The organism is Mesorhizobium denitrificans (assembly GCF_003403035.1).
Lineage (GTDB): Bacteria > Pseudomonadota > Alphaproteobacteria > Rhizobiales > Rhizobiaceae > Mesorhizobium_G > Mesorhizobium_G denitrificans.
This window is the reverse complement of record NZ_QURN01000030.1, coordinates 1-12145: the sequence shown is the minus strand read 5'-3', so window position 1 is coordinate 12145 and position 12145 is coordinate 1. Positions and strand designations below refer to the sequence as shown.

Sequence of the window (12145 nt, the reverse complement as noted above, 5' to 3'; positions counted from 1 at the left end):
CCGCCGCTCACCGCTTTGGGGAAAGGTTCACATGGCTCAATTCTCAGTGGAAATTAGACGCCTACCCGGCTCACTTCTGGGTGGAAATCAACAACTTGCGCCTTTGTACCGGCAACCTCGGCTTGCCCCTGAAGCTTGGACTTTGCACCGCGGATTTGGTTGACGATGACATTTGCAGCGCCGCTGGTTTTTAGATTAGCGTTGCCGGTGACGGTTCCGCCGGTCTTGGTCAAAACGTTTGCGGCGCTGTTATTGATGACGACGCCATTGGTCCCGATATGGAAATCCGTAAACTTATTGACCGAAACTCCGGCATTTGGCGTAACGATATTTATCGTTGGTTTGCCGCTTGATGATTGTCCAATCGTTGGCTTCTGCGACGCTGATGAATCGATCGCTATTGTCGTTGATTGGGCAAAGCCCAGTTGCGGCAGACCGAACGCAAAAGCGACCGTGAGCGACACGATTTTTGAGAAAATGCTATTTCGCACCAAAAGATCAGCTTTCTATGGAAAAGTTCTGGGAGCGCCGTGCCAAAGCTGACGTCAGGATCAGTTTTTCTTCTTTTCTGATCTTGTAGCGCGCTCGGATTTGTCAGGGCCCGGCGCATTCAACTGCGTCCCCCGATTGCCAGATGCTTCCGCGTCCGGCGCCGGACGCCAGGATCTTGCGACCTGTTGTGCCGTTACGACATCGTCGGGGCTTAGTTTGGTCTCGATGGAGGCTCGCATTTCCGATGCGCCCGCAACACCGCGCGCCGCCGCGAGATTTGCGTAAGCGTGAGCTTTTATCAGATCTTTGTCTGCTCCCGTTCCTTCGGAATAGTTCTTCGCCAACATGAAGAGGCCGTATGGATTTCCTACGGCCGCTGTCTGCTGCCACAAATCAAAAGCCTTCTTCGCATCCACATCGATGCCCTTGCCGCCCGCATATATATCGGCGAGCATGTTGCGTGCGGCTACATTGCCCTGGATCGCGGCCCTTTTGAAATAGTCAATAGCTTTGGCACTATCGACCGATACGCCTTTGCCTTCCTGATAGAGTGCGCCGCAATTATATTCAGCGTTCTGTTCGCCTACATTCGCCGCCTCGCAAATCAGCTTGGCGCCCTGTTTGTAATCCTGCAGTACGCCAACTCCCTCCATGTGCAGGATGCCCAGTCGGTTCTTGGCCAGTGAGCTACCCATAGCGCTCCCGGTCGCGTAGAGTGCGATGGCTCCGTTGATGTCTGGCGCACCGGTAAGGCCGAGCTCAAGCATGCGCCCCATGTAGAATGCAGCGTCGTATTCACCGGCCTCGAACGCCGCAGCCAGCATCTTGGCGGATTTTTCGTATTCCTTGTCATCAAGTGCAATAAGCGCAGATTTGAGATCCGCATAGGCTGGCACTGCAGACAGACAGGCGATGGATGTTGCAAGCAAAACTCTGGAAAGCCTGTTCATTTTTACCACATGTTGATTGTCATGGAGATCCTGCCGGACACTCCGTGAGAGACGTTGCCGGAATAATCGAAAGGGACAGCGACATAGCCGTCGATTGAGGCCCTGCCTTGGGTTAACCTCAGGCCGAACCCTGTCGAAATCAGGTATGCGGGTTGCTTGGTCTGGTTGGCGTAGGCAGCACCCGCATCGACGAAAACATAACCAAATAATGATTGATCGGAGCGCGCGACGGCCGGCTTCGCGCTCCGAGCAAGCGCCTCCAGAAATGGCAACGCGCGCTGAAGTTCGATTTTGGCTGAAGCGCCGCTATCGCCGCTTATGCCATACTCGGGAAACCCGCGTACCGTGCCCCATCCACCAGCGGAAAACTGCTGATCGGAAGGAAGATTTTCGCCCGAAACCTGACCTGCAACTGATGCCTGGAGCATAGCGGCATCGCCAAGTCCGACCGTCGCTAAAAACGACGCGTCCAACTTGCAATATTCTTCGCGAGTCGTATCGGAGCCAGCCAGCACAACAGCCTGCCCGAAGGTGGCTCCGACATCAGCATATATCTGGGCGTTTGTGAGATAGGCCTCTAAAGCCCCACCAAAGCGACCGCTTATGTCACGCTGCGGACTTAGCGCAGTCGCGTTGATATATCTCTCGCTGGCGTAATGGTTTCCTGAGAAATTCGCGTGGAGGATGTAGTTCGCATCGCGATAGACGACGCGATCTACTGATATGCCAGCGGACGTCGCCTGCGAAATGTTGTCTACAATCGGCGAAATAATATCCAACTGATCCGACAGGCTGCCATTCAGCCCGAAGGTCCAATAGCCATAAGGAAGGTTTACGGACGACGCGAACGCATTCGAATTTGTTGCGCCGGAATAGCTCAACGCCCAGCGCTCATTGAGCCGCGTCAGATCGGCGGCCGTAAACTGAAGTGTCGCACGCTTTTCACTATCGCCACTGCGTTGCTTGCTGGTCTCGAAGCGGATTTGAGCGTGGCTTCGCCTACCTTGCTTTTCATTGATGCGGATGACGCTGCCTCCCGGCAATTTGCCCGGAGCGATTTCGACAGCGGTCTGTGAAACGCCGTTGCTATTGATTTGGGAAACACCCTGCTCGATGGCGCGCAACTGAATAACGCTGCCTTTCAAGCCGGGGAAGGCCCCTTCTGTCTTGCGATGCGGTGCGGCAATTTGCTTTCCGTCGCTTACAACGATTACGTGCTGAACCGCCTCGATCTGCCCCTCGACAACGATCAGGGTCAGCGTACCTTTCGTAAGGTCCTGCTCCGGGATAAAGGTTTGCGCAGTGATATATCCCCGGCTCTTATATTGCCTGGAGATGCTCGCCATCAGATGCTCGATTTCCCTTTGGCCGACGCAGGTGATTTTCAGCGGTTCAACAATGCTGTTCAACTCACGCGGCCGGAGCTTTGTCACCCCCGATATGTCAATGCGCGTGATTTCGAAGCAAGCCTCGCTTTGAACGGAGGAGTTCTCCCCGAGCGCTTCAAGCTCCGCCCCCGGCGCTCCCTTTTCCATCCGTTGACGAATCGAGTTCTGGCGCTGTTCCTCAAGCAGGCGCGCACCAGCGTCCTGTTCTGCATGCGCAGCGCAGATAGAAATCAGACTCAAAACAAACGGAACGCCAATCGATTTCAGGGTCATTCAAGAATCGCTGAAAGAAACCCTGAGTGGTAATCGAATATTCGCCCCGCGCTCTGCGGAAGGTCGACATCATCGGGCGAAACCGAGTAGAAGTATCCCTCGCCCGCATATGCTCCGACGCCTGAATAGCGTATCGATTGAGCGTCTATGGACAGCCTGCCGAAATAGGATCCCACAAAACCGCCATCGTATCCATAGCTGACCCAACCATCTGATATGCCGAACACCGACGGAACCCCGAGCCTTTGAATAACGATCATGGGGATCATGGTGCTTTGGGCAGAAAAACGCTCAGCCTTGACTGACATGTCCAGGCTTGCAGTAAAAATTGCGCCTTCAGTAACAACGCTGCCCGCGCTCCGGATGTCAAACGCGCCTGAAGAGAAAATCCTTCCCTCGACTACTTCCACATTCGACCAGCCGCTGGCTGAACATATGAAGAAGCATCTTCGTTGGAATTCACCAGATCCCGTCAAGATTGAGTTGTTCACCATATCGCCGGACAGACGCGCATCTAGCGCACTGCCGTCAATCGCTGCAGCGTTGTTGATCCAACTGTCAGCAGCTATGGCGACCGCACCCGAAGCGCTTATGCTAGTCTGGAAATCCGCGATACGCGGCACGCCGTAACCAAAACGTACTTTGATATTCCTGCCGGTAACACTATTTCCACTGCGCCAAGTTTCCATACCGGTCACTGCGCCCTTAAGCGTGGTGGCGGTCACAAAGTTGCCACCAGCATTCACTGAAAAATCTCCGCCAATTGAGACCGCGCTGTCATTCAGCACGACCTCCTGCCCAGCTTGTAAGCTGACGCCGCCCGTTGAAGCGATAATCCGAGAGAGCGTTTTCTTGTCGAGGGATGAGAATAAAATCCGCTTATTCGCAGCGAGTGAAACAGCGGCAGTGCTCGTTGCATCACCCGCTGTAATGGCGTTTGCGTCAATGACACCGCTTTCGACGACGAGATCCCCAGTTCTCGCGTTTATCGTCACACCCTCATGAGCGCTGCTAATTGCAGTAGACTTGACCCTATCGCCAACGAGCAAGACTTCGGCACCGTCGATCGAAGCGCCGTTAATCGAATTGATGATCGAACTCGAGATTTGGATTTTATCTGCTGAGTAGAGGTTGGCGGTATCTGCGCCAATGCTGGAATTCCTGATGGCGGTTCCCTCGCCAGCCGATACGATCAGCTTTCCGCTGACTGTCCCATTCAGATTGTTCACTGCTATGCCGTGACCAGCGATTAGCGCCAAACCATCATTGCTGACATTGATCTTGGCGTTGCTCGATCCGGAAGGCGCAACAATCAGATTTCTCTTGGCTTCGAGGCTCACACCACCCAGCCCGGTAAAGTCGGCGGTACTGCGCGCAACCGCGGAGATCTCCACATCTCGCAGGGCAATATCTCCCTGTTTTGACTGCACTCGGATACCTGATGTCGCGGAACTAAGCTTAGCAGGCTTCGCTGCACCGATTTCGATATCGCCTCCCGCAATACTGATTGCGCCATCCGCCGAGACTTCGCCGCCGAGTTCTATCTTGCCGTCCGCCTGCAACTGAAACGTGCTTGCGATGGCTTTCCCGTGCTGATCGATCTCGGCGTTGGCTCCAGAAGCCGCGATACGGATCGTGCCAGCATTTATGATGGCGCCCTCACTAATCGTAATCTTTGCGGGCTCCGCTTGGAATGACCCGAGATTACGCGTATCCACCGACAATGCGCCTTCGGGGTCAACTTCGTATTCCGCAATACCTTGACCCGCCGTTGGGTTAAATGCAGCGTCTCCGATATCAACAGCGCCATCAATCTGAATGCCGGCGGAAACAATATCGAGCGGCGCTCCGGCTGTGTCCAAACCGCCTGACCCAATTGAAACCGTTGCTCCTCCAACAGCCAGTTGCCCAGCCTTGGCGACGCCAGTTGTAAGTAAGACCTTGCTTGCTCCGGCGAAACTCCCGCCATCGACCGAAATACCATTGGGGTTGGCAATAATGACATTTGCCCGTTGTCCGGTAACTGACAGCTTACCTTCGATTTTGCTCGAAGTGCGCCCCGTAACTTCGTTGATGATGATTCGGGAGCCGGATGCGGCGTTATCGAGGTCCACGCCGTCTTTACCAACATTAAAAGAACTATAGCGATTTAGGCTTGAGCCGCCCGCGTCGGGTGGCGCAATCTTTACGACTAACCGTCCGCCGGGTGAGGCCGTCACCTCGGTCGGGGTCGTCTCGTCTGGTATCAGGCCTTGGGCGTGGGCACCGCCTACTATAGTTATGCCGTAGGCAAACGCCCCAAATACACTCTTCCGGCAAATCATGATTCTCTAATATTTGACAGCAGCACGCGGCCCAATATCAATTTGTTGATCAAGTCTCAAGCGCCACAGCGCGGCGCCTCAAAAATCTTTGGTCACCATCCGTTGTGGTGACAACCCCAAGCACTCAATGGGCTATTTTTATCAGGCCCTTGCTCCTCAGCCGGTCGCAAACATCTTCTTTCGTGCTCTCAGGTGTGAACCAAACATAATCATAGAGGTGGCTATCCACATATCGTTTCTGGCTCTCGGGCGAATAGGATACCAGCGCAATGCTCAGGGCCGTCTTCCCATCGGATTTCAGAATTGCCGGGACACCTCGGTCCTTTCGAGCATGCTCTGAGCCAACTATTAGGATGACGGGTCCAAACCCTTCTGCACTTTTTGCCATATACGCGTCGCGAGCCATCTGGAGGTTGACGACTTCTGTGAGGCGTGGTTCCTCAATCAGATTGCAGTGCGCAGTCATCATGGACTCTGACCACGAGCGTCGTAAGCTATCAGAGCCAAGAGTTGCCTTTGACGAACCGACCCGCTTCTCCTCTTCGGTCAAATCAATTCCGAATATTGGAAGCTTGGCGCGGAATGCAATATCGAATACCGGACGATAATATGAATAGTCAGGCCATCCGGATGCCGACCAGTCTAATCGCTCCCCAAGGCCTGATGCATCCTCTGGAGATTGTGACCTGAAACCAGAAATCTGTGCTTCTTGGTCATGCGAAATCATCTCAAGTCCAAGTGAGGGGTAGATCCCCTTGTCGGCCAAAGCGCCTAAAACAAACGCCTCTCGATTCTGATGCTCTGCAACGCCGTGCGTCTCGCCAATAATCACAATTGGATTCTGGCGAATAACTTCGAGGAATTCAGAAATATCAATTGCTGAACCCCTGTCTATGGCCCAAATCACGTTTGGCCTAGGATCGTGGGTATTCGCAAGAGCAGCCGCCTTCAGGCAAAGCAAAGCCATAGCGATGCTAGCAAGGCGTCGCAAATGAAACCTGGTGGCAGGCATTCCTAAACTCCGATTGCAGGTGTAATCAAAATTGATTCCCTTCATGGCCTATTATCCGCGAACTTCCGAAAACAAAAGAAAGCGCGGCTCAGTTTCGTTCCGCATTGCAATTTATCTTCAAGCGCATTTTCCGGTAATTCTGTCCACCATGAGACCATCACTCGCGACGAGTCCGAGGATCTCGTGCTCTCTGGTCTGCGACGAGAGCTAATGGCGCCTGCGTTGGGAGTCGCATTCATCGTAGAGTTTCAGCGTGAACTGCAAAGGAAGCGTCAGGCAGCGCTGGCTAGGCGTTCAGGTTTTGCGGCGGCGCTTGCCGCATACTCAAAGAAATCGCAGATGTCGTACTTGGTGTTGCGGACGACATCTTCCATCCGAGCATGAACGAGAAGATGGATGCGGTTGAGGCCGAGCGGGCTCGGTTGGAGATTGAGCTTGCTGAGATTCCAGAGCCAGATGCCGTGATCCCACATTCTGACCTTGCAGAGATCTACAAGCGCAAGGTGGATTCCTCGGCGACGGCTCTTCTGGACGGCTTGATTGTGCGGATCATCATTTGATGCGGTAGCTGACTGGGATTATTTCGATATGTGGGGGAATTTGGCTGGTCTGCGAAGCCGATGTTTTGGATGCGGGCTTGAGGTAGCGCTGGCATCATGAGCACTATTTTTAGTACAAGAATGGTACTTTAGCTTTTTGCGCGGTAACGGCTTAAGCAATGGCTTCACAAAAGTCGCTGCAAAAAGAATAGCTTATGAGAGTTTGGTTGCGGGGGCAGGATGTCATCATTACTTGCGCGGATCGCAAGTAATGATGGTTGCATGTATGCCCCTCCATCAATCCCTACGCTTCACCCCAATCGAACAAGCCGCAGAAACGCTTCGTGCACCCGAGGGAAGCGGCGACCTGTTTCGCGCCGCAGCGTAGTTTTGGCGAGACTGCACACGAATGATTACAGGGCCATAGTATCATAGCGGGGCCAGATCGGCCAACCCGATAGCGGATACGCCCTGGCCGCCGCTGAACCCTACCATCGCTTACCGATCCAACGTCGTCAGGATGCTGCCACAGCGGGACCGGATCGCCTTCTCGACCTCATCGAGCATCGGATGATCCCCCGCCGGCATGGCCGCAACGGCAGCTCTCGCATCGGCAAGCCGATCCTGGATCGCTTCGGCTAGCGCCTTCACACGTTCCAGCGCCGCCCTCGGTGCGAGCCCGCATTTTTCCGCCTCGCGCGCCCAGTGCCGCCCTTCGATATACTCCCCACGGCGCTTGTCATCGACATCGAGGGCGAGGTTCTCGGTGATGCCGGGCCAAACCTTTGCGCAGATCACATCGTAGACCGGGGCAAGTTCGATGCCATCGCCCCGGATCAGGATGGAATAGTTCTTCAGATGCGCATCCGTGTTGCAACACAGCACATTGAAGACCATGGCATCCCAGAGCCGGAACACCTCGCCCGCGCCGCCGATGGCGCGCAGCCGGTCCATAATGGCGGCGAAACTGCCCTTCGGGCCGCTCGTCTGATTGTGCTGATATTTCGCCGAGGGCGGCAGGCCAAGCGCCTGACAGAAATCCTCCTGATGCAGCCGCCGCAGGGCCTCGCCCTGTTGCAGACGGTCATATCGACCGACCAGCAGATAAAGCCGCCGCCCCGCCCTGCCCGTGCTGACCTCCGGCGCCCGCAGGCCGACCAGCCGCGCCAGCGTCAGGCACAGCGCCTCATTCTGCACCCCGCCCCAGAGGCGGTCGCTGTCCGGCTTCAGGATATGGCTCGAGGCGGTGCCGTTGACCGGGATGGCGATGCGACCACCCTCCAGCACACGCACGGCCAGCTTGCTCTGCACCCCGGCAAGCGACATCGAGACCCCGTCTTCGCCCGCAAGGAAGGGCTTTCGCGGCAGTTCGTCGATGATCCGTTCGAGTTCTGCTTCGGAAGCAACCTCTCGCGCCTCACCCCCGGTTGCCCCGCGCTCGGCAAAGGAAATCGCACCTGAGGTGTCGCGCCCTACCCGTCCCAGCAGGGCCAGAACATCGGTATGCGGGACATCAAGAATGCGCGCCATCATGCGGATCGCATCATTGTCCTCGGGCAGCAGGTTGATCAGCCAAGGGGCGAGCACCGGCCAGCCCCATGACTCGGTACGGAGCGGCATGGTGGTCGAAAGCGGAAAGGCACCGTCCTGTGCCAACCATGCCGGATCATAGCGGAACACCGGGGCGGTGCTGTCGCTCGTAATGATCTCGCCGACCGGATAACGCTCATAGAACAGCTGCATGGATCACCTGCTCACAGAGGCGGCAGTTTGGGGCCGAAAGACAACGGCCTATCAGTGAACAGATTGCCGATCCGCATCCCCAGCGCCTCGGCCGCCGCCAGAGCCGGGGCAAGGTAGCTGGTCCCCTTCCCCCGCTCCAATTCGCTGACGAAGCGCCGATTGGTGCCGATCATGCCCGCGAGGTCCGCCTGGGAATGTCCGAGCGCCTTGCGACGTGCCCGGATGGCCGCGCCGAACTCCTGAGCCAGACGTGCTTCTGCCGTGGACAGGGCCATGACATCCTCGCAGAAATGATACGCAGATGTATCTCATTGCGCACACAGAGGCAATATGGTACTTAGATGTAGCATTGCGGCGACGGAACCTATAATGATACCGTAAGGTATCACTATGACGATGATCTGCCAGTTGATACCGTACGGTATCTTCGCTACCAAGCGGATACTGGCGTCCTGATCGCACTACCGGCAGAAAGGCGCGACGGCAAAAATTTGAACCATGACGCAGAACGATAACCACCCCATGCCGACCGGCTACTCCGAAACGGACATTGCCCTCTTGGACATGGCCGCTTCGCTAAATGGCCTGTCGCGAGCAGACTTCATCTAACAAGCGGCAGCATCTACGCCCGAGGTGCTGTTGGCAGACCTTCAACCGATACGCATGAGCGCCCAGGGTTTTGCAGAGTTTCTCGCCCTCATCGAAGCCCCGGCGACGTCGGTACCCGAGATGGTCGAGGTGCTTCGGCGCCTCGCTCCGTGGGAAGCAAATCACGACAGCAACGCCTGACAGCGCATCTGGCTGCCACAAGAACTGCACATCCGACGCCACGATGGGCAGAATCAGATCGTCGCCCTGTCACCCGTCGCGATCGGCATCGTAGAGACCCTGATCAACCACCTGCTCAGCGGCAAGCGTGTGGCGATCATCGTCGAGGACCGCGTTGAGTCCGGCCCATTGCCGTCATTCGCTACACTGGCCATCGCTGCGCCGCAGCTTTCCCGAACCGGCCTTTCGGCATCGTGCAGCATAGTTCGATTGACCAAGGTCCGCAGCGCGGACCGAGCTACATCCTTACGAGACGCAACAAATTATGGCGTAGCCAATTATCTATTTTAGTAATCTCTAGGCAGGCGGCCAAAAGACGGCGTCCCAAGTCGCACTCCCGCGGGCACGTAGAGAGGAAATGATGTGAGTTCGTTTGATGATCTGCCCAAACGCGATCGCAACCATGCCTTGGAAGATGAAACGGAAGCGGCGTTTCAGGCGCTGATCGCGCAGAGCAGCGACTTTGTCTTCCAAGGAGGCGACCGGAAGGACTACGGGACCGATTGTCAAATAGAAGTGGTCGTCGATGGTCATGCCACCAATGTCCGCGTGCATGTCCAGCTGAAGGGAACAGAGCGCGCCCTCAATGCCGACGGCTCGCTCAGCATCTCGGTCGATCAGTCTAATCTCAATTATCTGATCGCGCAGCCCTACAGCTTCTATGTGGCTTATCATGCACCGACGAAATCGCTTCGCATCAGTTTCGTCGAGGCGGTGCTGCGCCACTATGAGCATAGTGGCAAGAACTGGCCGAGCAGCAGACCCTGACTATTCCATTCACCGAGGAGTTCTCGTTGGAAGGGCTCGCACGATTGGCGGCCCTTGCTCGCTCAGGCACGCGAGTCTCGCGGGACCATAGGCTCGCGCAAACGATAGCCCCCATTGAGGCAATACCTAACCTGCTTCGCGCCGCCCGGCCCGAGCTCCATGTGTCGGAAGACCCTGTGCTTGCACGGCAGTTGGCTGAACAACTCTATAGCAGCGGCGCAGACACAGTCTTGAGCGCCGCCTTCGATCAGTTCCATGCCGTGCTCGGCGCGGATCAAGACGCTATGGGCTTCTGCTACATGGCGGAGATCAATCTTGGTCTGGGATTTCTGATCCCTAACACGGAGCGGATTGAGGCGGCCGTGGCGCACTTCAGATCTAAGCTCGAGACAGACCGTTATCAGGTTGGGAGCCTGTATTATACCATCGGCAACGGGTTATCGGCGTTGGGTCGCGAGGACGAGGCCAAGACGCTCTATATGGCTGCGCTTGACGATCACGAGTTCGTCGAAGATTCGCAGATGGCCGCTATGTGCTTTAAGAACCTCGGCACAAGCTTCGAGCGGCTCGCGCAGGAAGACATTGCCGCCGAGCACTATCGCGAAGCTTTGCGATTGAGCCCAAACCTGCCTGAAGCTCACAACGCCCTTGCGCACTATCATCATCGCAATGGTCGATACGAAGAAGCGCTCGACCATTTTGATCGCATCGTTTTCACGGAGCGGCAAATGGGCCGAGCCTCGGCCGTTTCTGGATGGCGCGCGAACGTCTTGTTCAGTCTCAGCGATGGCCGGGCGGCCTTTCGCGAAATCAACACGCTGCTGAGCGAAGCAGATACCGCGCCCTGGATATGGCCTTGGTGCGCGCGGCAGAGCGGCTTTTGACGAACTTGTACCTACGCCAGCAAGGTGATGATATCGGGTCTTATGCTGCGTTTCGATCGGAGTTCGACCAGCACATTGGGCAGGTGGATGTCGAGGATACGGCTTTGCTCTGGGACCGTCTCGGTCATTGGGCCCAGGACGAAGAAAACTGGGAAGAGGCCGAGCGCTGCTACCGCAAGGCCTACGAACTGCAGGGCGGCCACTACGGCTATTGCCTCGGCACAGCGCTTAATTTCCTCGGTCGCTACGAGGAAAGTCGCCCGATCCTCATTGAGCAGGCCGAGCATCTTCAACCAGATGCCATGAGCTGGTTCCAGCTAGGCGTGGCGAATGGCAATAGTGGCCGATCGGCCGAAGCGATCGCGGCCTACGAGAAGGCGATCACGCTCGATCCTGATTACGACTTCGCCATGTTCAATCTTGGCGGCGTCTATTGGAACGACGGCGATCTCATTGCAGCCACGCGGGTCTGGCGGCAGGCTATCGAAAAATTTCCTGATCATACCCTCGCTACGGAAGTCCGCGAACGTTTGCATTTGCTAATGCCATGAAGGCTAGCGGCCCACAGCGACCTCTCAGCGCCATGCTTGGATGCTGCGGTTGCAGCCTGCATAGCCGACATTGGAATTGCTTCGCACCAGCGGGCGTAGGGTGAGTGTGCGCTGTCCCTGGTTCTCCTTGACTCCAACCTCGCACATTTGACAGTCTCTCAGTGCGTCCAGAGCATACCCGACCGAGAAGCCGGCTGATGTCGGCCGAGGACTGCGATCTATCCGCCTCGCGATAGTCCGCTCGTCGGCCCAGCACCGCACTTCGTCCACAAGAAGGTAGCCCGCAACAAAGATTTGGTTTGTTGATTTCCACCCAGAAGTGAGCCGGGTAGGCGTCTAATTTCCACTGAGAATTGAGCCATGTGAACCTTTCCCCAAAGCGGTGAGCGGCGG

11 protein-coding genes are annotated in these 12145 nt (G+C 56.2%); 4 read left to right on the top strand and 7 right to left on the bottom strand.

Features of this window, described 5'->3' with window-relative positions:
- Window positions 1-53 precede the first annotated feature (53 nt).
- From DY251_RS21000 to DY251_RS20980, 5 genes are all read right to left on the bottom strand, one after another.
- Window positions 54-491: a two-partner secretion domain-containing protein gene (locus tag DY251_RS21000; protein ID WP_158553306.1), complete on the bottom strand. Its 438-nt coding sequence runs from the start codon at window positions 489-491 to the stop codon at window positions 54-56.
- Between the two features lie 60 nt (window positions 492-551).
- Window positions 552-1442, bottom strand: coding sequence for a tetratricopeptide repeat protein (locus tag DY251_RS20995; RefSeq protein WP_116625864.1), 891 nt, complete (start codon window positions 1440-1442; stop codon window positions 552-554).
- A gap of 2 nt (window positions 1443-1444) precedes the next feature.
- Window positions 1445-3103, bottom strand: a complete 1659-nt coding sequence (locus DY251_RS20990) for a ShlB/FhaC/HecB family hemolysin secretion/activation protein (RefSeq protein ID WP_116625863.1) — start codon at window positions 3101-3103, stop codon at window positions 1445-1447.
- Window positions 3100-5427: a filamentous hemagglutinin N-terminal domain-containing protein gene (locus DY251_RS20985; protein ID WP_116625862.1), complete on the bottom strand. Its 2328-nt coding sequence runs from the start codon at window positions 5425-5427 to the stop codon at window positions 3100-3102. Before DY251_RS20985 ends, DY251_RS20990 begins: the two co-directional genes overlap by 4 nt.
- A gap of 124 nt (window positions 5428-5551) precedes the next feature.
- On the bottom strand, window positions 5552-6484 hold the full coding sequence (locus DY251_RS20980; RefSeq protein ID WP_116625861.1) for a ChaN family lipoprotein: 933 nt from the start codon (window positions 6482-6484) through the stop codon (window positions 5552-5554).
- Window positions 6485-6819: 335 nt separating this feature from the next.
- Here DY251_RS20980 and DY251_RS20975 point away from each other — a divergent pair, with 335 nt between their 5' ends.
- A complete protein-coding gene (locus tag DY251_RS20975) occupies window positions 6820-6999 on the top strand; it encodes a hypothetical protein (RefSeq protein WP_116625860.1) in 180 nt (59 codons plus the stop codon).
- Between the two features lie 477 nt (window positions 7000-7476).
- Here DY251_RS20975 and DY251_RS20970 read toward each other — a convergent pair whose 3' ends face one another.
- Window positions 7477-8721 (bottom strand): type II toxin-antitoxin system HipA family toxin, encoded by a 1245-nt coding sequence (locus DY251_RS20970; protein ID WP_116625859.1) that lies wholly within the window; start codon window positions 8719-8721, stop codon window positions 7477-7479.
- 11 nt (window positions 8722-8732) lie between these two features.
- Window positions 8733-8996, bottom strand: coding sequence for a helix-turn-helix domain-containing protein (locus tag DY251_RS20965; RefSeq protein ID WP_116625858.1), 264 nt, complete (start codon window positions 8994-8996; stop codon window positions 8733-8735).
- Window positions 8997-9912: 916 nt separating this feature from the next.
- On the opposite strand from DY251_RS20965, the gene DY251_RS21700 reads away from it, so the two are divergent.
- The 3 genes from DY251_RS21700 (at window position 9913) to DY251_RS21690 (ending at window position 11752) form a co-directional block, all read left to right on the top strand.
- Window positions 9913-10317, top strand: coding sequence for a DUF4365 domain-containing protein (locus DY251_RS21700; protein ID WP_199498916.1), 405 nt, complete (start codon window positions 9913-9915; stop codon window positions 10315-10317).
- Between the two features lie 161 nt (window positions 10318-10478).
- Window positions 10479-11201 (top strand): tetratricopeptide repeat protein, encoded by a 723-nt coding sequence (locus DY251_RS21695; protein ID WP_199498914.1) that lies wholly within the window; start codon window positions 10479-10481, stop codon window positions 11199-11201.
- Entirely contained in the window at window positions 11198-11752 is a 555-nt protein-coding gene (locus DY251_RS21690; protein ID WP_199498912.1) for a tetratricopeptide repeat protein, read from the top strand. The genes DY251_RS21695 and DY251_RS21690 overlap by 4 nt, the downstream gene beginning before the upstream one ends.
- The last annotated feature ends 393 nt before the right edge of the window (window positions 11753-12145 follow it).